Here is a 20,860-nt window from a genome sequence, read left to right on the forward strand (position 1 = left end):
CGGTCACATCAACTCGGAGAGATCAACCAACGGGGTCTCTCGTGTGACCGCGACGGCGTGACTACCACCCGGGGACTGAACCCGCACGTCCACGCGTTCAGCCTGCGAAAACCGGTCGAAGTAATCAAATCTCATTTCACCAAGCGCCTGAAGGTTGCTGCACCTGATCGTGTATTCGGCCTGAAATTCGGGCCGGTGATCGTCAGACCCCAAGGCCGACCCGGCTTCACCGCCCACCAGCGCCACGTTCGCCGTGGCCGTGGCACAACCCGCCTCGGCCGTGACCGCGAACAGGGTCATGGGCTGTGACAGGTCCGAAATGGCGACCGCGACCTTCGCCTTTTCCTCTGCGCTCGAAGCGGGAAGATCAAAGTCAACGATTTCTGACGCGGGAACAGACAGAGACAGCGTGTACCCCGAAGCCAAAAACGCGATCTCCAGTGCTGCGGGTTTTGGCGCCTCTTCCTGCTGCGCGTCCAACGCAACGGGAAACACGCAAAGGGCAAACGCCAGGGATCTCATCACGCAACCACCACCAACTCAAGAATCACACCATCATTGTATCTTCGCGCCATCCCCAGGCAACGGCGCGCAACCTCGTCTGACCCCGCCGGAAATGGCTAGACAGATCCGGAGAACCCATCCAGCCAACCCGCATTTGGCCAAAACAGCGGCGTGTTTCCCAATTAATTCCCGACTCAAAGACTCGGGTTGACATAACTTACAATTTCACTCAGTTAATATTCATCTCTGCACCCGCACCGGGTGCTCTTGCCCATTTATTTCGACAGGAAGGCCTGAACTTCATGACCCGCGTATTTTCGACGACCAGCCTGGCAGCCTTGCTGATGGCAACAGCAGCAGCCGCCGGCGACGCCCCCGCCAAGGTCGACATTCTGGACACCTATGCTGACATTGCCGAAGCAAAATATGACGACAGTCTGCGTGCTGCCCGCAAGTTGCAGGCCGCCGTTGCCGCACTGGTTGAACAGCCTTCTGCTGAAAACCTGACCGCCGCACGCCAGGCCTGGATTGCGGCGCGCGTTCCGTACCAACAGACCGAGGTCTATCGCTTCGGCAATCCCATCGTCGACGAATGGGAAGGCAAGGTGAACGCGTGGCCTCTGGACGAGGGTCTGATCGACTATGTGGATGCGGCCTATGGCGGCGCGACGGACGAAAACGAGCTTGCGGTTCTGAACGTGATTGCCTCACCCAGCTTTGAGCTGTCTGGCCAGCCGGTCGACGCGACCGAGATCACGCCCGAGCTGCTGTCTGAGACCCTGCACGAGGCCGACGGGATCGAGGCCAATGTGGCAACTGGTTATCACGCCATCGAGTTCCTGCTGTGGGGCCAGGATCTGAATGGTCACGGCGAGGGCGCCGGCAACCGTCCTTGGACGGATTATGCGCAAGACGAGTCCTGCACCGGCGGCAACTGCGATCGCCGAGCCCAGTATCTGGTGGCGGCGACCGACCTGCTGGTTTCGGATCTGGAGTGGATGGCCGCGCAATGGCAGGACGACGGTGCCGCGCGCGCGGCTCTGACCGACGACGCCGACTCGGGCATCAGTGCAATTCTGACAGGCATGGGATCCCTGTCCTATGGCGAACAGGCCGGTGAGCGCATGCGTCTTGGACTGATGCTGAACGACCCCGAAGAAGAGCATGACTGTTTCTCGGACAACACGCACAACAGCCACTATTATGACGGTTTGGGGATTCAGAACGTCTATCTGGGTCGGTATATCCGGATTGACGGCACTCCGGTTTCGGGTCCGTCCCTGTCGGATCTGGTTGCAGCCTCGGACCCGGCTCTGGACACCGAGATGAAGACCAAGCTGGCCACCACAATGTACGCGCTCGGCCAGATCAAAACCGCAGCCGAGGCCGGATTTGCATACGATCAGATGCTCGAGCGCGGGAACGTCGGTGGCGAAACGCTGATCATGGGCGGCGTCGAAGGTCTGATCGATCAGACCAAGACGATCGAACGCATCGTGTCCGTGCTGGGCTTGGGCAATGTCGCATTCGAAGGGTCCGACAGCCTCGACAACCCCGACGCCGTTTTCCACTGATGAACCAAAGCGGCCGGGCGTAGCGACCGCTTGCGCCCGGCCCTGCGGCAAGCTGTGTCTGGACCCGAAGCAAATACCCTACTATTTGACTAGGAATTAAAAAGAGCCGAGTCGCCATGATCGTCTGCCACTGCACCAACATCACGGATCACGACATCCGCGCGGCAATCGACTGGATGCGCGCGGCAGATCCTCAAACCATCATCACGCCGGGCAAGATTTACCATGCTTTGGGAAAATCGGCGGATTGTGGCGGGTGTATGCCGCTGTTTCTGGACACGATGCGCGCAACCGATAACCTCGAAGTACCCATGCAACTCCGCGCCCTGCGCGTGGATGCTACACAGGAGAGTGCAGATGAAGGGCGACCCCAAAGTCATCGAATACCTAAACAAGTCCCTGCGGCATGAATTGACCGCAGTCAGCCAGTACTGGCTGCATTACCGCCTGCAGGAGGACTGGGGCCTGGGCCACATGGCCAAGAAAAGCCGCGAGGAAAGCATCGAAGAGATGCAGCACGCGGACAAGCTGATCGAGCGGATCATCTTTCTGGGCGGCCACCCCAACCTGCAGAAGCTCGACCCGCTGCGCATCGGCCAGACGCCCAAGGAAACCCTGGAATGCGACCTGGCGGCCGAGATCGACGCCCGGGCCCTGTACAAGGAAGCGCGCGAATACTGCCAACAGGCCGGCGACTTCGTGTCGATGGCGCTGTTCGAACAACTGATGGCCGATGAAGAAGGCCATATCGATTTCCTCGAAACCCAGCTCGATCTGTACGAAAGACTCGGCGAAGCAAATTATGCGCAACTCAATGCATCGAAAATGGACGAGGCCGAATAGGTCTGGTTTTCTGGCGGTGGCCGTCCTTGCGGCCACCCCTTCCCTGTCTCAAGATCTGCGGGACAGTCATTTGAACCCCCTCCCCCGAACCGACGCTGAACGGGCACGGATCGCCACAGTTACCGCAGCGCCGTCGGATTTCACCCAGCCCCAGCGCTATGAGGACCTGCCGGCAGGCGCCGCGACGGTGCGCGCCCGGACCGATGCGGATGCATTCTCGCAACCCTCGGCCAACCTGAGCTTTGAGCAGGAGCTGGATTTCAAAGTCGGCAACGGGCTGTTCAAGAAGGTCTGGGTGTCGTCCCCGTCCTCGACCCTGGCCTCGGATGGGTTGGGGCCGCTGTTCAACGCGCGGTCGTGTCAGCGCTGTCACATCAAGGACGGGCGTGGCCACACCCCTGCCGGACCGGAGGACAACGCCATTTCGATGTTCCTGCGCGTTTCCATCCCCGGGACGCCCGCGGACGCGCCGGAAGGGATCGAGGGGTATCTCGCCACCCTGCCCGAACCCAGCTATGGCGGCCAGATGCAGGATTTCGCCCTACCCGGCCACAAGGCCGAATACCGGCTGGACATCACCTACGAGGAAATACCAGTGGAGCTGTCCGATGGCGAAACCGTGTCGCTGCGCAAGCCTACCTACAGGGCGGCCGATCTAGGCTATGGGCCGTTGCACCCCGACGCGATGCTCAGTCCGCGCGTGGCGCCGCAGATGATCGGTCTGGGCCTGCTCGAGGCGATCCCGGCCGAGGATATCCTGGCCAAGGCCGACCCGGACGACGCCGATGGAGACGGGATCTCGGGGCGGCCCAACATCGTGTGGTCGACGGAATTCGGCGAACCCATGCTGGGCCGGTTCGGGCACAAGGCGGGCATGCCGACGATCATGGAACAGTCGGCCGCGGCCTTCGCGGGCGATATCGGCATTTCCAGCCCGCTTTACCCCGCGCCTTTTGGCGATTGCACCCCGGCGCAGGCCGATTGCCAGGCCGCCCCGCATGGTGACGGCGACGAACGCGGCTTCGAGATCGACCAGCAGGGCATGGATTTGGTGGCCTTCTACAGCGGCAACCTGGGCGTTCCCGCCCGGCGCGATGTGAATGACCCGCAGGTTCTGCGCGGGAAGGAGGTGTTCCACACCATTGGCTGCGCGTCCTGTCACTCGCCCGCTTTCGTCACCCACCGCCTGCCCGACCGGCCCGAGCACAGTTTCCAGCTGATCTGGCCCTACAGTGACCTGCTGCTGCACGACATGGGCGAAGGACTGGCCGACAACCGCCCCGAAGCCCGCGCAACGGGCCGAGAATGGCGCACCGCGCCGCTGTGGGGCATCGGCTTGACCGAACGGGTCTCGGGGCACACTCAGTTCCTGCATGACGGCCGCGCGCGCTCGCTGCTCGAAGCGGTCCTGTGGCACGGGGGCGAGGCCCAAGCCGCGCGCGATGCGGTCGTTTCCATGCCAAAACCAGATCGGGACGCCCTGATCGAATTTCTTGAAAGCCTATGACCGATGCGCCTTGTCCCCCTGATCATCGCCATTCTGTTTCCCTTGGCTGCGGCCGCTCAAGATCGGGCGACCATTCCTGAAGACGTTGCGCAGAACCACATCCTTCCAAGATTTGAACAGCTTTCCGAAAGGTCGACCGAACTCTCCGAGGTTGCGCAACAGGACTGTTCTTCGGTCTCCGAAAACCTCCGCGCTGCATTCCATTCGGCGTTCGATGCATGGATTTCTGCCAGCCATTTGCGATTTGGTCCGTCCGAAGTCGATGATCGCGCTTTTGCCCTTGCCTTCTGGCCGGACACCAAGGGCTTTACGCCCAAAGCTCTGACCGGAATGATCTCGGCCCAGGATCCTGCGGTCACCGATGCAGTTGCGTTTGCCGAAACATCGATCGCGGGGCGCGGCTTTTTTGCACTGGAGCTCATGTTGTACGACCCCGAATTTTCCAGGCGGGGAGATGCAGCATATCACTGCGACCTGATCCGTGCGATTGCGTCCGACATTCACCGAAATGCCGCCGCGATCGCTGCCGACTGGGCAGATTATGCAGCGAACTTGACCCAGCCCGGTACCGGCAGCGTTTACCGATCGGAAGACGAAGCCCTGCAGGAGCTCTACAAGGCCCTTGTCACCGGGCTCGAATTCACAGCCGATACGCGCCTGGGCCGCCCGATGGGCAGTTTCGACCGCCCCCGCCCCAACCGGGCCGAGGCCCGGCGGTCGCTGCGGTCGCTGCGGCATGTGGAACTGTCGCTGGTGGCGCTGCGCGATCTGGCGGCGCGGCTGGCGGCCGACCACCCGCAGATTGCCGCCTCGCTGGACGATGCCTTTGCCCGCAGCATCACCCGGGCGCTGGCGCTGGACGATCCCGCGCTGGCCGGCGTGGCTGAGCCACAGGGGCGGCTGCGGGTCGAGGCGCTGCAGCAGTCGATCAACGACATCCGCGGCCTTGCCGCCGCGCAGTTGGGTCCGACCTTGGGTATCAGTGCCGGGTTCAATTCGCTGGACGGAGACTGACCCATGACCAGCCGCCGAGGATTTCTGGCCGGTTTGGCAGCGGCCACTCTGGCCCCCCTGCCGGGCTGGGCTGCGGTCGGTTCGCCCGATTTCCTGTCAGCTGCGCTGTTCGACGATGGGTCGTACCGCCTGGTCGGGTTGACCATTTCAGGGGAGGTTCGGTTCTCGATCCCCCTGCCCGGCCGCGGGCATGCCGCCGCCGCCCATCCCCATCTGGCGCGGGCCGTTGCATTTGCGCGCCGTCCGGGGCGGTTTGCGCTGGTGATCGATTGCGCGACCGGGGACCAGCTTGCCCGGCTCGAGGCGCCAGACGGGCGTCACTTCTACGGCCACGGCGCGTTTTCGCCCGACGGCCGCCGGTTGTTCACCACCGAAAACGACTATGAGGCAGGCACCGGTGTCATCGGCGTCTGGGACGCTGCCAAGGGCTATGCCCGGATGGGCGAGTTTTCTTCGGCGGGGGTCGGCCCCCATGACGTGGTGTTGATGCCCGACGGCAAATCTCTGGCCATTGCCAACGGCGGCATCGAAACCCATCCGGATACCGGGCGCACCAAGCTGAACCTGCCTACCATGCGCACGAACCTGACTTATGTCAGCCTCGACGGATCGGTTCTGGAACAGGTCGAACTGCCTGCGGCGCTGCACAAGAATTCGATCCGGCATCTGGCCGTTCGCGCGGATGGCCTGCTGGCCTTTGCGATGCAGTGGCAAGGCGACCTGTCCCACAAGCCGGCCCTGTTGGGGCTGCATCGGCGGAGTGACCGTTACCACCTTCTGTCCGCTCCGGAAGACATACAGGCGACGCTGGTCGGCTATGCAGGCAGTGTCGCCTTTTCCGCCGAGGGGCGGCAGGTCGCCATCACCTGCCCGCGCGGCAACGCGCTGCACGTCTTTGATGCCGAGGCAGCCCGTTTTGAACGCGCCCATTCGCTCAGCGACGTGTGCGGGTTGGGCCCCGGGCCATCCGGCTTTGTCTTTACCACCGGGCACGGCGATGTGGGGCATTTGGTCGGGCCAAACCCGGCTGTGTCGCCACATCCTCGGGTCCACTGGGACAACCATCTGGTTCCCATTCGCCCTGCGATCTGAATTGGGCTAACCTCCGATACAGATTACACTTGGAAGAATCGAACGGCTGCCGTATTGGCGGGCGAAATTTCCACGCCTGCAACGCAAGGACTGACTTGATTGAAACAGACGCCCGTCGCACCGCATTCCATCTACGGAGTTGAAAAATGGGGCAAGGGCCTCATCGAGGTGACGGAGGACGGCGAGATCGGTCTGCGCAATCCCATGGCACCCGATGCGGCGGCCATCAGCCTGCCTGGCATTCTGCACGACCTTGATCAGCGCGGGATCAAGGCGCCGATGATCCTGCGCATCAGCTCGTATCTGGAGCACGAGATCGCGCATATCAACGAAAGCTTCCGCGATGCGATTGCGCGCACCGGCTACAAGGGGTCCTATCGCGGCGTGTTCCCGATCAAGGTGAACCAGCAGGCGCAGGTCGTCGACCGGATCGTCGAGTTCGGCAAGCAATACAATTACGGGCTCGAGGCCGGTTCGAAGCCCGAACTGGTGATCGCACTGGCGCACCGTCTGGCCCCCGAGGCGCTGATCGTGTGCAACGGAGTCAAGGACGCAGAGTTCATCGAGTTGGCCATTCTCAGCCGCAAGATCGGGTTCAACACGGTCATCGTGTTGGAGAGCCCGAAAGAGGCCGACACGGTCATCGAGGTCTACGAACGGCTGGGCATCGAGCCGCTGCTGGGCGTGCGGGTGAAACTGACCAACCAGATCAGCGGCAAATGGCAGGAAAGCTCGGGGGATCGGTCGACCTTTGGCATGAACACCGATCAGCTGGTCGCGGTCGTCGACAAGCTGCGCGATGCGGGCCTGCTGCATTGCCTGAAGCTGCAGCATTCGCATCTGGGCAGCCAGGTGCCCGACGTGAACGACGTACGCCGCGCCGTGGGTGAGGCCTGCCGTTATTACACTGAGCTGACCCGCGAAGGCGTACCGCTGACGCACTTGGATCTGGGCGGCGGCATGGGCGTCGACTACACGGGCGAAAAGAAGGCCACCGAGAACTCGATCAACTACACGGTCGAGGAATACTGCGCCAATGTGGTGGAAACCGTGGCCTATGCCATGGACGAAGCCGAAGTGGACCACCCCACGCTGGTGACCGAGAGCGGGCGCGCGGTAGTGGCGACTTCGTCGATGCTGGTGTTCAACGTGCTGGAAAGCACGCTGTATGACGCGCCCGATGGCCCCGAGGTGGAACCCGACGACCACCACATGGTGTCCGATCTGGCGGCGGTGAACGGTTATCTCAGCCACGACCGCCTGCAGGAATGCTGGAACGACGCCACCTTCTATCGCAACGAGTTGCGCGCCCTGTTTCGCCGCGGTTACGTGGACCTGCGCCAGATGGCCCGGGCCGAGCGCATCTACCTGTCGCTGATGGCGCGGATCAAGGCGTTGGCGGCCTCGGACGAGGTCGAAACTGATGTGGACGACCAGCTGGAAAAGTTGGCCGATATCTATCACTGCAACTTCTCGTTGTTCCAGTCGCTGCCCGATGTCTGGGCGATCGACCAGCTGCACCCGATCGTGCCGCTGCAGATGCTGAACCAGCCCCCCGACCGCCGCGCGGTGCTGTCCGACATCACCTGCGACAGTGACGGCAAGATCGACCGGTTCATCCTGGCCGAGGGCGTCTCGCCCAGCCTGCCCGTGCATTCCCTGCCCGAAGATCGCGACTATTACATGGGCGTATTTTTCGTCGGCGCCTATCAGGAAACACTGGGCGATCTGCACAACTTGTTCGGCGACACGAACGTGGTCACCATTGACCTGCGCGCCGACGGCGGGTTCGACCTGCTGCACGAACAAGAGGGTGACACGATCAGCGAAGTCCTGTCCTATGTCGAGTTCGACCCAAGCGACTGCATCGCCGCCTTCCGCAAGATGGTGGACGAGGCGATCTCGACCGGCACGCTTCAGGCCAAGGACCGCAAAACCCTGATGAGCGCTTACCGCGACAGCATCAACGGCTATACCTACTACGAATAACCCCGGCGAAAGGAGAATTTCCCATGGGCAAGACACTGGTTGTTGGCGCAGGTGGCGTCAGCCACGCCGCCGTGCACAAGATGGCGATGAATTCCGACATCTTCACCGAGATCACGCTGGCCAGCCGCACCAAGGCGAAATGCGACGCCATCGCCAAATCGGTCAAGGAACGCACCGGCGTCGACATCAAGACTGCCGAGCTTGACGCCTACAAGGTCGCCGACACCGTCAAGCTGATCAAGGACACCGGGGCCGAGCTTCTAGTGAACCTGGCCCTGCCCTATCAGGACCTGGTTCTGATGGATGCCTGCCTCGAGGCCGGCTGCCACTACCTCGACACTGCCAATTACGAGCCCGAGGACGAGGCCAAGTTCGAATACCACTGGCAATGGGCCTATCAGGACAGGTTCAAGCAGGCCGGCCTAACCGCTATCCTGGGCTCGGGCTTCGATCCGGGCGTGACCAGCGTCTTCGCCAAATGGCTCAAGACGCACAAGCTGGACACGATCCGCCAGATCGACGTGCTGGACGCCAATGGCGGCCAGAACGATCAGGAATTCGCCACCAACTTCAACCCCGAGATCAACCTGCGCGAGGTTCTGGCCGACGCCCGCCACTGGGAAGGCGGCGAGTGGAAAGTGACACCGGCCATGACCCACAAGGTCGAGTTCGACTTCCCCGGCATCGGACCCAAGAACATGTACCTGATGTATCACGAGGAGCTCGAGTCTCTCTCGACCCACTTCCCCGAGATCGAACGCGCCCGTTTCTGGATGACCTTCGGCGATGCCTACATCACCCATGCCAAGGTGCTGCAGAATGTCGGCATGACCCGGATCGACCCGGTGGTCCACAACGGGGTCGAGATCATCCCGATCCAGTTCCTGAAAACCCTGCTGCCCGATCCCGGCGACCTGGGCGCCGAGACCAAGGGCAAGGCCTGCATCGGCGACATCGCCACCGGCCAGGCCAAGGACGGCTCGGGCGAAAAGACCTACTACATCTACAACATCTGCGACCACGAGGAATGCTACCGCGAGGTCGGCAGCCAGGCCGTCAGCTACACCACCGGCGTCCCCGCCATGATTGGCGCGGCCCAGGTGCTGAAAGGCAACTGGCGCGAGCCGGGCGTGTGGAACATGGAGCAGCTCGACCCGGATGACTTCATGGACATGCTGAACAAGCACGGCCTGCCTTGGCAGGTCCACGAATTCGACGGCCCGGTCGAATTCTGATCCCTCGGGGCGGTCCGCGCGACCGCCCTGCTTCATCTGGCCCAAAACATCCCGGGGGGTCGCCATTGGTCCGAGCGACAATGGCGACAAGTCGCACCCCCGGCCTATCCACCAATTGGAGACGCCGGACATGACCCAACTGATGCAGACACAGGCCGGAGACGCCGGCCCCTTCCGCCACTTCGACCTGACACGCGTCCCTTCCCCCTGCTTCGTCGTGGACGAAAAGGCGGTGGAGCGAAATCTGGCGGTACTGGCCGATATCGGCGAGCGCTCTGGCGCGCATGTCCTGACCGCCCTCAAGGCCTTTTCCATGTTCGCCTTGGCCCCGCTTGTCCGCCAGTATCTCGGCGGCACCTGCGCCAGCGGCATCTACGAGGCCCGGCTGGGCCGCGAGGAATATGGCGGCGAGGTCGCCACATTCTGCGCGGGCTACAAGGAGTCCGACATCGACGAAATCCTCGCGCTCTCGGACCACATCATCTTCAACAGCCCCGCGCAGAAAGACCGCTTCTTGGCCAAGGCACAGGCCGCCGGGCGGCAGGTCGGGCTGCGCATCAACCCTGAACACTCCGAAGGCGAGGTTGCGAAATACGACCCCTGCGCCCCGTGCTCGCGCCTCGGCACCCCGGTCAGCCAACTGGACGCCAAGGCGCTGGAGGGCGTGGATGGCCTGCACATGCACACGCTCTGCGAACAGGGGTTCGAACCGCTGGCCCGCACCTGGGCGGCGGTCAAACCGAAGCTCGCCCCCTTCCTGAAGGGCCTGAAATGGCTGAATTTCGGCGGCGGCCACCACATCACCCGCAGCGACTATGACCGTGACGGGCTGGTGGAGTTCATCAAGGCCATCCGCGCCAAATACGGCGTCGAGGTCTATCTGGAACCCGGCGAGGCCGTGGCGCTGGACGCGGGCATCCTGGTGGGCGAAATCCTCGACCTGCCGCACAACGGCATGGATCTGGCAATCACCGACATCTCGGCCACCTGCCACATGCCCGACGTGATCGAGGCCCCCTACCGCCCCGCCCTGATGGACGAGGCCGAGGCGGGCCACACCTATCGCCTGGGCGGCCCCTCCTGCCTGGCGGGCGACGTGATAGGCGACTACACCTGGGCCGAGCCGCTGCGGATCGGGCAGCGCTTTGCCTTCCTCGATCAGGCGCACTACTCGATGGTCAAGACCAACACGTTCAACGGCGTGCCCCTGCCCACCATCGCCCTTTGGAACAGCGAAACCGATGATCTGAAGATCATCAAGCAATTCGGCTACGACGACTTCAAAGAGAGGCTATCATGAGCATTTACCTCGACAGCGAACTGACCGAGGACGAACGCAGCGAAGACGCCCGGTTCCGTGTCATCCCGGTGCCGCTTGAACGCACGGTCTCCTACGGTTCGGGCACGGCAGGCGGCCCCGCCGCGATCATCGCAGCCAGCAACGAACTCGAACGCATCACGGGCCATTCCGAACCCTGTGTCGATGGCATCTTCACCGAACCTTCGCTGGATTGCACCGGCCCGATGCCGGACGTCATGGAGCGTCTGGCCCAGCGCACCGAGGCCGCGATCCGCGCCGGCAAGGTGCCGGTCACGCTGGGCGGCGAACACTCGCTGAGCTATGGCGCGGTGATGGGCGTGGCCCGCGCATTGGGTCAGCCCCTCGGCATCGTGCAAATCGACGCCCATGCCGACCTGCGCAACGCATATCAGGGCGAGAAACACAGCCACGCCTCGGTCATGCATCTGCTGGCCGAGGAAGGCGTCCGTCTGGCGCAATTCGGCGTACGCGCCTTCTCGACCGAAGAAGCCAAAAGTCGTCTGAGGAACCGTGTCTTCCATGTGGATGCCGAAGAACTGGTGACCGGCAACATCCATGCCGTCGACCTACCTGAGGATTTTCCCGAACTGGTCTATGTCAGCTTTGACGTCGACGGGCTTGATCCGTCGCTGATGCCCGCCACCGGCACACCGGTTCCGGGCGGTCTGGGATACTATCAGGCGCTGCATCTTGTCGACCACGCCTTGAAAGGCCGCCGCTGCGTGGGCTTCGACGTGGTCGAACTGGCCCCGGACGGCAACGCGGCGTGGGATTTCACCGCGGCACAGATTGTCTATCGCCTGATGGCCTCCTGCTAGGCGTCCGCGGTTTCGTTCAGTTCCATATGCCCCTCGCCCTTGTTCAGGACGCGACGCAGCATGGGCTCGAAGAACTCCAGCGGCCTGGTCGGATAGTCCGGGTCGAACGCCTTTTGGTCGTATTCGTGGCAAAAATAGCGGCAGTCCTCCCAATAGGGGCTGTCGCGGTATTTGTCCCGCGCGTTGCGGTCCCCACCCAGATGGTGATTGTAGTAATAGCCCTGGAACACGCAGTGATGTTTCAGGATCCAATGTGTGCGTTCGCTGACATAGGGCTTCATCATCGCCGCTGACAGCTCACCGTGGTTGTACGGCGACAGGATGTCCCCGGTGTCATGGATCAGGGCAGCAACGACCAGTTCCTCATCCGCGCCATCCTCGTAGGCCCGCGTCGCGGCCTGCAGGCTGTGCTGATACCGGTTGACCGGGTAGGGTGTCCATTCCTCGTCCAAGGACCGGATCGCGTCCAGAATCCGGTCGGGCAAAGCCGCGTTATAGGCCTCTTCGTATTCCATGACGGCGTCCCAGTCGGCCTTGGTGGCCTCTTCGAAACTGGTCCAGGTGGGTTTGTGGCTTTTGTCCAGCATGGCGGGTCCTTTGGCTGCGGGTCACTGCCAGACTAGTCGCGACCACCCAATAGAAAAAATGAATTGATTTTATCACGCTGATCAAAAAATAGTTTCACATGCAGATGCGTGAGCTCGAAACGTTTTTATGCGTGGCGGAAGCCGGTGGTTTCCATGCTGCGGCCCGACGAATGAACGTGACACAGACGGCTGTCAGTGCACGGATCCGCCAGCTTGAGGCGGCCACGGGCAAAGCCCTGTTTTCACGTGGTGCCGGCGGTACCAGCCTCACCGACTTCGGGGCGCAGTTCAAACCCTATGCCGAACAGATGCTGTCGCTTTGGTCCTTCGCCTCGCAGGACCTGCCGGCCCAAAGTCAAGGTCGTGTGGCCCTTCGCCTGGGCGCTCAGCTCAGCATCTGGGACCCGCTTCTGGTCGATCTGGCCGTCCGCTTTGAGCAGAGGTTTGGCAAACTTCTGTTGACGCTCAATTATGACCACACGCTGAACATGGTCGAGGCCGTTGCTTCGCACGTTCTGGACGTAGCTTTGACACATGAGAGGCCATCGCGGTCCGGGATCTCGTGCCAGGACTTGCCGCCCGAGCATTTGATCCTTGTCGAGACGCCCCATCTGGCTAAGTCCGGCAGCGATCCTGTTTTCATCAACCTCGAACTTGGTGAAGGCTATCAGGAGCATGTACGCGGTCTGGCCCGGTTGTCTGCTGGGCAAACCGTGTTTCTGGGCAATTGCATGATGGCACTGCGCTATATCCTGCAACGCGGCGGGCGCGGTTTTTTCCCGCACAGCGTCGTCGCCCCGCACCTTGCGAATGGCGCGCTTCGCAAGGTCGACGAAGCGGCACCGCTAATTCTACCAGTCCACCTTGTCTCGCGCGCAGAGGATGACCACCAAAAACTGTTGGGTGAATTACACCAGTGCCTGTCGGAGTTGCGGGGCTAATCTCAGACCGGGGATGGCGCGGGTGCGGCGGCTCTCACCCGCCGGCGAATGATCGGTCTTCCGGCGAAAGCCAGGAACACGGCCGATATTGCGAACCCGACAACGGCTGGACCATAGAGCATCGGCCAAAGTTTCGCATCCTTGATCACCACCGGAGACACGAACCCACGCACACCTTCCAACAAGACAAGAATCGTGAATGCTGCGAATATCTGTGGCCAAAGGCCGAACCGGGAAAAACTGCCCAGCATCAGCGTCGAATACCCCACCAGCGCCACGGTGATGCAGATCGCGATCCAGGAGAACCGCTGGTGCAGCTCTTCCACCAATTCCCCCAACGGGTAGCCATCCGCCGCAGCGACAGCGTCAAGATCGCCCAACAACTCGATCGTCGGAATCGCCTCAAGACTGCGGCGTCCATTGTCGGTGTTTCGAGACAGCTCCGAAATGTCGTATGATGCATCGTCGAAAAGGGTCGACGACAGCGTCTTGCCTTCCTTGTTCAGCCGCAGTGCAACCCCATCCACCATGACCAGATGAACGCCGGATCCGTTGTTCACCAGATAGGCGGACGTGCTGGAGTATGTGGCGGGGTTTTCCTGATCGCGACGGTCGGACACGAACACCTCGTGCAATGTGCCATCCAGATCAATCCGACCGATATAGACGGTCACGCCGCGAGCCGGGTGCATGAACTCACCCTCGTTGAGCAACTGCGCGGTAATGTCACCTGCTACCTCTGCCTGGCGCAATTCCAGCTGTTCAACGGATGCGGGCCGCAGAATGACGCTGACGATCGCCATCATTAGCCCCGCCACGAGGCCAAACAACAACACCGCCCGGCCCAGCCGCCATGGGCTGGACCCGGTGGCCAGCATCACGGTCAGCTCGCTTTCCCGGCTCAGCCGGTTGGTGGCATAGACTGCGGCGGCAAAGACCGCCATCGGCATGACCGTTCGGACAAGTGTTGGCAGGGTCAGCGCCGTGAACTCCAGAAACACCATAGCCGACTGGCCGCCACTGATGACGTGTTCGAACAGGCTGACCGAGCGGGTGATCCAGAACACGCCCACCAGAACAAGCGTGAAAAAGCCGAAAAGAACCAGTAGCTGCCGCAGGAAATACCCATCAAAGCGCGACATGTGACCTCTTTCGGCTGTTTTATCCTGGCGGGACATTAGGCCATTCGCCAGTCAAGGGGAACCGCGATTGCGCCCCAGTTCACCGGCCGGCACAAGGATTTTGGTGTGCCACAGCCACCGCAGGACCTGTGCCGCCGAGGTGGGTCCGATGCGGCTCGACCATCGCTGCAAAATATCGGGCACAGAGAGTGGGTCGCGCAGATCGGATATCAACGGCGCCAGCTCGGCCCCCGCCAGCGAGTGGACCGGGCGCGGCAGATTGGGGTGGGTCAGAATCTCTGACCGCACAACATATGCGTCGCCTTGCACACCGCCCTGTATCAGCTTCGCCTCCGGCGACCGGCGAAGCACCTCGCCCTTGGACAGCTCCGCATTCTGCAGGTCTGCAGGCTGGCGGCGAAGCCAGTCCAGCGGCTGCGCGCGCTGACTCCAGAACGGCCCAGAGGAGACCTCGTGGTGACGTGCATAGAATGCCGCCGCCAGTTCGGCGTGGGTTTCGACGCGTTCGCGCTGTCGTTCCGAATAGAATCCCAGCGCGATGTTGGTGTCGCTGGGCCGGCTCAGAATCGTGTTTGCAACCACTGCTGCCTGCATGGCCTGCGCCATAGCCAGCTGCACCCCTTGCGATGACAGCGCATCGACCGAGAAACTCGCTTCGCCTACGCGCAGCAGATCATAGGCGGGCGGGGTCAATTCACATTGGCTGCTGGCATCGCACCGGCGCACCGGGCCCATTCGCACCTGCTCCAGACAGCAGGCCAGAAGAGTCGATCGTGCCAGAAGATTCAGATACAGATCACGCCGGGCCGCCGGCGACAAACCAGTGCAATCCGACGGGTCGATGAAAACGCAAGCGTTGACCGTACCATCCGGCTGTGCTGCGCCCCAATACCAATGGGCATCACCAGCCTCCACGCGGGCCTGCGCGCCAAAACCCGGAGGGGCTTGCCAATAGGCATAGAGCGCAGTCAACAGCGCTGAGGCCGGGCGGAATCTCCGACCGAGTCCCGCATGCTTGCCCGCCGCATCCACCAATAGGTCAGCGCGCAGCCGGCTTTTTCCCTGCGCCGTCAGGATCGGAACCTCCCAACCGGCCCAGGTGCGCCGTGGTCGATAAGCGCGTGCGGGTTGCAACACACGAACACCCGACTGGCGTGCAGCGTCCAGCAGGATGGCATCAAACTGGCCGCGATCCACCAGAAGGCCCGGATCGTCGACTGGTTCACCCCGCCTTTCAAACGCCCCGCCCCACATAAGGACGGAACCCGACGATTGCAGGAATCCCGCAGCTTTCATCGCATCGTCCACACCCAGAAACCGCAGAATGGGCCAGATGGAGGAAGGAAGTGACTCGCCGATGTGTGGGCGTGGGAAGATGGCGCGTTCCAGCAGACAGACCCGTCGCCCCAGCTGCGCCAGGCGCATCGCGGTCACTGCTCCAGCCGGGCCACCGCCGATCACGCAGATCTCGGCTTCAATCTCGGCCGCCATCCGCTGCGCCCTCAGGCCGAACGGCGGGCAGCGTCGCCGAAGAAATCCGGGCAGGCAGCCGACAGCCGGACATAGGCCTGCAAGCAATAATCCAGCCAACCGCGGATATAATCACATGCCGGGCGGCCACGATGAATGACCTCGTGATGGCAACCGCCACCGCACATGTACCGTGCCCAACAGGTGTTGCACGGCGATTGGTTGTGGACGTGGCGCTCGGCCAGCCAGGCTTCTCGCCGCGCATCCGGGCCGTCATGGACGTTGCCCATCGCGGCCACGTCATCCTCGACGAAGCGATGGCAGGCGAACAGATCGCCATCCGCCGAAACCCCGAAATATCCGCCACCGGCTCCGCAAGCGTAGGGCCGGTGCGTGCCACGGTGGATCTCGTGCATTGCGGCGGCCATGTTCGAGAAGGGGAATCGGCGGCCCTGCAGCACTGCGTCTTCGAAAACGCGTCCGCAGCGGATCATCTGCGAAAGCATTTCGGCCATGTCCTTGCTGCTCATTTCTTCGCGCCCGGTTGGCGAAGCCAGCATGGGTGAGAACCCGACCGAGTGGAAACCCAAGCCTATGAAATGGCTCAGGGTTTCAGGCAGTTCGATGTTGCGCGGTGTCACTGTGACCCGAGCGCCCACCTGCATGCGATGCTGTTTGTCCAGCAACGGCTGCACCTTGCGCAGAATGGTGTCGTAGCTGCCGCGCCCACCCTGATTGGGGCGCAGCCGGTCATGTGCCTTGCCAACGCCATCCAGACTGATGGTAACGGCAAAGGCGTGGTCTTCAAAAAACTCAGCGTCTTCCAGGCGCAGCAACGTGCCGTTCGTCGTGATCGAAAAGCCCACATCCACGTTGTAGAGTTGCGCTTGTTCGGCAGCATAAACCGTCGTTTTTCGGATCAGGTCGCGATTGATCAACGGCTCGCCTCCAAGAAAGGCCAGATTGATCCGGGTGCCAGGTTCCGCGTCCATGATCAGCCGATCGACCGAGGCTTTCGCGACCTCCCATTCCATACTTCGGGCAGGACCACCAAAGCTGCCCTGCGAGGCATAGCAATATGTGCATGCCAAGTTGCATTTCTGCGCGACCGCCAGCGACAAAGACCTGACAGGCATGCGGCGCGGCGGCGTGTCGTCAATGAACGGCACACCATCAAGACCCATCTGCGTCAGAAACTCTCGCTGTCCTTCGGCGGTCATACGGGCGAAGTGATCCGCCGTTCCATCGGGCACGTCGAACACGCGCGAGCCATCTACGGCCAGCATGTGCTCGCCCAAGGTCGATTCGAAAAAATGCACCTCGGCAGATGGGTCGGTCATGTCTCGACCTCGGGCCAGAACGGGATACCGATACCCTTTTCCGCCAAGGCTTCACCGGCGACCCGAAAGCTTTTCATCGTGTCGCGCACCTGCTGGATATACTCCTGCGCTTCGGTAAATCGGTTCTGAGCCTCGTTTTGATAGGCCTGTTCCAGCCCATCGGTGATGCGGCGGAACAGATCCAGTGCCTCTTGCGCCTGCGTTTCCGAGCCCACTTGGATCGGGCGCAGATAGGTAGGTGTGCCGCGGCCCGTTTGGTATTTGGCCAGAACGTCCTTCATCTGGCGGAACCGCAGAAAATGCTCGTCGCCGTCGGTGTCGATCCGCACGGCCAAAGCATACAGGCGTCGATCGGTGAACGCCTTGTTTTCCAGTGTCGCCACGCACTGGGCATAAGCGCGGTCGATGAACCCGTCGGGGCGTTCGATCTCGATGAAGTCGCCGATGGCCTCGGGCGTTAAGGGGCGCAATGACCGTGGGATGATCCGCTTGGGTCCGATGGGCAGGGCAAGCGCGGGCGTCAGCACTGGCTTGTAATCCTTGCCCTGCAACGACCACAGCAACTGGTTGGCCCAGCGCATGTGGGTCATCTCGCCGATCGCAACTTCAAGCAGGGCGCGCCGCGCAAAGATCAGATCATCCTTCAGCGTTGGCCAGCGCTCGGAATCGACGGTTTCGGGATCGGCCAGCGAGAAATAGGCATAGAGGTATTGCAGGCTGAGCGTCATCTCCATCGGCGCCAGACGGGTCTGCAAGTCCTGAACCATCGCAGCAACGCTTTCATACGGTTCGACACCGGGCAGGTCCGTGTCGGCCTCATAGACTTCGCCGGTCTCGCGTCCCTCGACGACGATCGGCAGGTCGCTCCACATCTGGTTGACCTCGTAGTGGTCGATCTGGAACGGGCGGTTCTGTTCGACGGTATTCAACGCCGCCACATTGCCCGAGGGCGATTTGTCCGAACGCAGCCAATCCAGATAGGTTTCGGCCACAACCGGATCGTCGGGCGCACCAGTGGGCAGCCGGGTGTCATGCGGTACTTCGGCAGTGACCACATCCGGGTGGTTTGATGGCCAGTAGTGGCAGCCGCAATCCCGAAAGTCATGCGACCAGGGATTGCACAGACTTTGGGTCAGCTCTCCGGGGTCGTAGGCCGTATCGAACACGCCGGCTTCGGTGCGGTACTGCCGGCGGTATCCGTGCAGGACGACCGGCGGTGCGTCGACGACACCGTCGTGATTGCGCCGCTCCAGTGCGATGGTCACCGGATGGTCTTCACCGCATTCAAGGCTGCGGATGAACCGCCAGACCAGCATGCCGTCGTAGGGTTTGCCCTTGTCATCACGGAACGAGATACGTCGACCGCCTTGCTCGACCCAGGCCAGAAACCACCGGCCGCTGGACAGCTCGGCGCCGATGTCACCACGATAGGCGTCCAGCAAGTCCTGCACCCAAGGTGCCGAACTGTCATCGGGCAACATCGGGTCATAGAAATAGTCGACATAGACCAGATGAAACCCTTGCGTGTTTTCGGGTGCTTCCGGAACCGGGTTCAGCGGGACACGTACGGCATTGAATACCAATCCCGGAAAGAACCGGCGATCAAGGTCGCGTACGTCCATTTCCAGCCCCGGGAAACAATTTCCGACCGACCCGTCCAGCCGAGTGTTGTCAGGGTTGCCGGGCACCTTGTAGGCCGCACGGGCCGTCAGATTGCGGGGTTTGATGCGGATCGGCGCTGGTTTGTCAGACATCCCGAGGCTCTCCTACCGGTTCGGTTCCGGGCGCGGGCGGGTGCGCCTCGAGGTAATCGATGAAAGACATCACCAGATGGTACTGCCGCCGTGACAGCGAGAGCGGAAAATAGTTTGAATCCCGCATGTAGGGCGGCATGCGGGCGTCGTGCATCATGTCGCGCACGATCCGCGGGTCGCGGAAGGCGGGATCGGGTGTCTGGTCAGGGTTCGGGTCCTCTTCGAACTGGGCCAGAACGCCAAAGGGCGGGCGCATCAATCGCCGCACGAAATCAGGCCTGCGGCGTAGAAAATCCAAAAGGTTTTCCTCATCGATCAACTGCTCGTGCACAAACTTGGTGGCGACCGTATAGGGCAGCTGTTCATTCGGGACCGAGTTCGAGAAAACCGACACCGGCTGTGGGCGGATCAACTCGTCGATTTTGTCGGGAGGCACCGCGTCCTTTTCCGTCATCGATGCCGCATCGGTGGACGGCAGGCCCGGTGTGGGTGCGATATTGGTCTGCGCCTGAAGAGAGGCATTGTCCTTGAGGCCCTGTGCCCGGATGTCATCCAGATTGATCAGGCTGTTGGTCTCGAACGCCCTTCGGAAGATGTCGACCACTTCGGTTTTTGCATCAAGGTAGTTTTCGGCGGTGACCGAGATCAACGACATGTCGCGATCCGCCAGATCGTCTTCGAGACTGTAGAAAGGCCGGCAATCCGGTGCGAAATCCGGCGGTCCGGTGAAGATGCGCGCCCGGGCGACCAAACGCTGACCTCGAACAGCCAGCGTGGCTTCGATCGTTCCATCACACGTGTCGTCAACCACCCCCCAGGACTGATCGTTGCCGACCCTGGCACCATCATAACTGTCATGCGGTTCGGGATCATCAGACAACCCCGACATCATGATCCATTTCGACCAGGGCGTGTCCGGGTTCAGGATGCGGTTCTGCGCCGGCACGATCTCATGAATCCGGCCATATTCTGATTTGGGCGGGTCATTCTTGTATCCCGGCACAGCAAGGGTTGCAGGGCCGAAGGCGGCATCGGGCGGGCCGTATACCTCGCCCTTGGGCGGAGTGAACCGCAAACGCAGAAGACTGCGGTCCACCATCTCGCCGGGCACCGGCTCGTCCGTCCCTTGGACCGGGCGGACAACCCGCACCGAGCCCAGCGGGATCGGGTTGTGTTCATAGACCAGCGGCTGTTGTTCCGACGTGTGCGGACTGAAGGCCAGCAAAGGTTTGGGAGTAAAATCCTCGGCCGCGATCTCGACCCGTGTACGAAACCCGCAGGCTGCATCTCCGGTGCGGCGGGCGGCTTTCTGATTGCCCACAGCGACCGTGTAGCGGATGTTCTTCAGCGACAGCCCCTGCCCTTCAAGAAGGTTCAGAGTGACAGGAGTTTCATAGGCCTCGCCGGTTTCAGCATCGAACATCCGCGCCCACAGCTCAAAGAACGGCGCGACCGGGCGCAGGGCGCCGGTGCCTTCATCCCGAAATCGGATCTTCCGCGGGTCCGGCAGGTAGGCCGAGACACTCCCATCCTCGTTTTCCCGTAAAGTCACGTTCGAGCGTATGACCGTCTTGTTGTTGCCATGCGCGTCCAGATCCTGCTGCCATTCGTAGCTTTCCAGCGGGGTCGCCCCCGGACCAAGCCTGGCAACGGCCATCGGCGGCAGAAAGAAGATTTCCTGTATCGTGTCCATGCCGGGCCCTCTCCAGTTTGGCCATGCCGGTCCGCA

Annotated in this window: 18 protein-coding genes; 11 read left to right on the top strand and 7 right to left on the bottom strand. The window is 62.0% G+C overall.

What is annotated here, in order from left to right:
* Positions 1-3: 3 nt before the first annotated feature.
* On the bottom strand, positions 4-522 hold the full coding sequence (locus AC2FNL_RS15175; protein ID WP_496834159.1) for a ZrgA family zinc uptake protein: 519 nt from the start codon (positions 520-522) through the stop codon (positions 4-6).
* Positions 523-806: 284 nt separating this feature from the next.
* Between AC2FNL_RS15175 and AC2FNL_RS15180 the strand changes: the two genes are divergently transcribed.
* The 10 genes from AC2FNL_RS15180 (at position 807) to speB (ending at position 11,897) form a co-directional block, all read left to right on the top strand.
* Positions 807-2,078, top strand: coding sequence for an imelysin family protein (locus tag AC2FNL_RS15180; protein WP_496834160.1), 1,272 nt, complete (start codon positions 807-809; stop codon positions 2,076-2,078).
* Positions 2,079-2,194: 116 nt separating this feature from the next.
* Positions 2,195-2,488, top strand: coding sequence for a (2Fe-2S)-binding protein (locus AC2FNL_RS15185; RefSeq protein ID WP_093964444.1), 294 nt, complete (start codon positions 2,195-2,197; stop codon positions 2,486-2,488).
* Complete coding sequence (bfr, locus tag AC2FNL_RS15190) at positions 2,436-2,921, top strand: bacterioferritin (protein WP_149776400.1); 486 nt, start codon at positions 2,436-2,438, stop codon at positions 2,919-2,921. The genes AC2FNL_RS15185 and bfr overlap by 53 nt, the downstream gene beginning before the upstream one ends.
* Positions 2,881-4,428, top strand: coding sequence for a di-heme oxidoreductase family protein (locus AC2FNL_RS15195; RefSeq protein WP_496834161.1), 1,548 nt, complete (start codon positions 2,881-2,883; stop codon positions 4,426-4,428). The genes bfr and AC2FNL_RS15195 overlap by 41 nt, the downstream gene beginning before the upstream one ends.
* A 3-nt stretch (positions 4,429-4,431) precedes the next feature.
* Positions 4,432-5,442: an imelysin family protein gene (locus AC2FNL_RS15200; RefSeq protein ID WP_496834162.1), complete on the top strand. Its 1,011-nt coding sequence runs from the start codon at positions 4,432-4,434 to the stop codon at positions 5,440-5,442.
* Positions 5,443-5,445: 3 nt separating this feature from the next.
* Positions 5,446-6,534: a DUF1513 domain-containing protein gene (locus tag AC2FNL_RS15205; RefSeq protein ID WP_496834163.1), complete on the top strand. Its 1,089-nt coding sequence runs from the start codon at positions 5,446-5,448 to the stop codon at positions 6,532-6,534.
* Positions 6,535-6,633: 99 nt separating this feature from the next.
* On the top strand, positions 6,634-8,523 hold the full coding sequence (gene speA, locus AC2FNL_RS15210) for a biosynthetic arginine decarboxylase (RefSeq protein WP_496834164.1): 1,890 nt from the start codon (positions 6,634-6,636) through the stop codon (positions 8,521-8,523).
* A gap of 23 nt (positions 8,524-8,546) precedes the next feature.
* Positions 8,547-9,758 carry a saccharopine dehydrogenase family protein gene (locus AC2FNL_RS15215; protein ID WP_496834165.1) on the top strand — a complete coding sequence of 404 codons (1,212 nt, stop codon included), beginning with the start codon at positions 8,547-8,549 and terminating at the stop codon, positions 9,756-9,758.
* Between the two features lie 130 nt (positions 9,759-9,888).
* Positions 9,889-11,058, top strand: coding sequence for a carboxynorspermidine decarboxylase (gene nspC / locus AC2FNL_RS15220; RefSeq protein ID WP_496834166.1), 1,170 nt, complete (start codon positions 9,889-9,891; stop codon positions 11,056-11,058).
* A complete protein-coding gene (speB, locus tag AC2FNL_RS15225) occupies positions 11,055-11,897 on the top strand; it encodes an agmatinase (protein WP_093964436.1) in 843 nt (280 codons plus the stop codon). The genes nspC and speB overlap by 4 nt, the downstream gene beginning before the upstream one ends.
* On the opposite strand, the gene AC2FNL_RS15230 is transcribed toward speB, so the two are convergent.
* The gene (locus tag AC2FNL_RS15230; protein ID WP_093964435.1) at positions 11,894-12,484 is read right to left on the bottom strand and encodes an HD domain-containing protein; all 591 of its coding nucleotides are present in this window, start codon (positions 12,482-12,484) and stop codon (positions 11,894-11,896) included. The genes speB and AC2FNL_RS15230 overlap by 4 nt on opposite strands.
* Positions 12,485-12,588: 104 nt before the next feature.
* On the opposite strand from AC2FNL_RS15230, the gene AC2FNL_RS15235 reads away from it, so the two are divergent.
* Complete coding sequence (locus AC2FNL_RS15235) at positions 12,589-13,425, top strand: LysR family transcriptional regulator (protein ID WP_496834167.1); 837 nt, start codon at positions 12,589-12,591, stop codon at positions 13,423-13,425.
* Positions 13,426-13,427: 2 nt separating this feature from the next.
* On the opposite strand, the gene lptF is transcribed toward AC2FNL_RS15235, so the two are convergent.
* The 5 genes from lptF to AC2FNL_RS15260 are packed head-to-tail and all read right to left on the bottom strand — an operon-like array spanning position 13,428 to position 20,824.
* The gene (gene lptF, locus AC2FNL_RS15240; RefSeq protein ID WP_170339511.1) at positions 13,428-14,567 is read right to left on the bottom strand and encodes an LPS export ABC transporter permease LptF; all 1,140 of its coding nucleotides are present in this window, start codon (positions 14,565-14,567) and stop codon (positions 13,428-13,430) included.
* A 51-nt stretch (positions 14,568-14,618) separates the two neighbouring features.
* The gene (gene qhpG / locus AC2FNL_RS15245) at positions 14,619-16,058 is read right to left on the bottom strand and encodes a flavin-dependent monooxygenase QhpG (protein ID WP_496834168.1); all 1,440 of its coding nucleotides are present in this window, start codon (positions 16,056-16,058) and stop codon (positions 14,619-14,621) included.
* Between the two features lie 11 nt (positions 16,059-16,069).
* Positions 16,070-17,377: a radical SAM protein gene (locus AC2FNL_RS15250; RefSeq protein WP_496834169.1), complete on the bottom strand. Its 1,308-nt coding sequence runs from the start codon at positions 17,375-17,377 to the stop codon at positions 16,070-16,072.
* Positions 17,374-19,131, bottom strand: coding sequence for a ferritin-like domain-containing protein (locus tag AC2FNL_RS15255; protein ID WP_496834170.1), 1,758 nt, complete (start codon positions 19,129-19,131; stop codon positions 17,374-17,376). The genes AC2FNL_RS15250 and AC2FNL_RS15255 overlap by 4 nt, the downstream gene beginning before the upstream one ends.
* Positions 19,124-20,824, bottom strand: coding sequence for a hypothetical protein (locus AC2FNL_RS15260; RefSeq protein ID WP_496834171.1), 1,701 nt, complete (start codon positions 20,822-20,824; stop codon positions 19,124-19,126). The genes AC2FNL_RS15255 and AC2FNL_RS15260 overlap by 8 nt, the downstream gene beginning before the upstream one ends.
* Between the last annotated feature and the right edge of the window lie 36 nt (positions 20,825-20,860).

This window comes from Ruegeria sp. CRTD044 (assembly GCF_059613485.1).

Coding starts and splice junctions, on each gene's coding strand:
- AC2FNL_RS15175 (WP_496834159.1), bottom strand. CDS start 522: ATGAGATCCCTGGCGTTTGCCCTTTGCGTGTTTCCCGTTGCGTTGGAC.
- AC2FNL_RS15180 (WP_496834160.1), top strand. CDS start 807: ATGACCCGCGTATTTTCGACGACCAGCCTGGCAGCCTTGCTGATGGCA.
- AC2FNL_RS15185 (WP_093964444.1), top strand. CDS start 2,195: ATGATCGTCTGCCACTGCACCAACATCACGGATCACGACATCCGCGCG.
- bfr (WP_149776400.1), top strand. CDS start 2,436: ATGAAGGGCGACCCCAAAGTCATCGAATACCTAAACAAGTCCCTGCGG.
- AC2FNL_RS15195 (WP_496834161.1), top strand. CDS start 2,881: ATGCGCAACTCAATGCATCGAAAATGGACGAGGCCGAATAGGTCTGGT.
- AC2FNL_RS15200 (WP_496834162.1), top strand. CDS start 4,432: ATGCGCCTTGTCCCCCTGATCATCGCCATTCTGTTTCCCTTGGCTGCG.
- AC2FNL_RS15205 (WP_496834163.1), top strand. CDS start 5,446: ATGACCAGCCGCCGAGGATTTCTGGCCGGTTTGGCAGCGGCCACTCTG.
- AC2FNL_RS15215 (WP_496834165.1), top strand. CDS start 8,547: ATGGGCAAGACACTGGTTGTTGGCGCAGGTGGCGTCAGCCACGCCGCC.
- nspC (WP_496834166.1), top strand. CDS start 9,889: ATGACCCAACTGATGCAGACACAGGCCGGAGACGCCGGCCCCTTCCGC.
- speB (WP_093964436.1), top strand. CDS start 11,055: ATGAGCATTTACCTCGACAGCGAACTGACCGAGGACGAACGCAGCGAA.
- AC2FNL_RS15230 (WP_093964435.1), bottom strand. CDS start 12,484: ATGCTGGACAAAAGCCACAAACCCACCTGGACCAGTTTCGAAGAGGCC.
- AC2FNL_RS15235 (WP_496834167.1), top strand. CDS start 12,589: ATGCGTGAGCTCGAAACGTTTTTATGCGTGGCGGAAGCCGGTGGTTTC.
- lptF (WP_170339511.1), bottom strand. CDS start 14,567: ATGTCGCGCTTTGATGGGTATTTCCTGCGGCAGCTACTGGTTCTTTTC.
- qhpG (WP_496834168.1), bottom strand. CDS start 16,058: ATGGCGGCCGAGATTGAAGCCGAGATCTGCGTGATCGGCGGTGGCCCG.
- AC2FNL_RS15250 (WP_496834169.1), bottom strand. CDS start 17,377: ATGACCGACCCATCTGCCGAGGTGCATTTTTTCGAATCGACCTTGGGC.
- AC2FNL_RS15255 (WP_496834170.1), bottom strand. CDS start 19,131: ATGTCTGACAAACCAGCGCCGATCCGCATCAAACCCCGCAATCTGACG.
- AC2FNL_RS15260 (WP_496834171.1), bottom strand. CDS start 20,824: ATGGACACGATACAGGAAATCTTCTTTCTGCCGCCGATGGCCGTTGCC.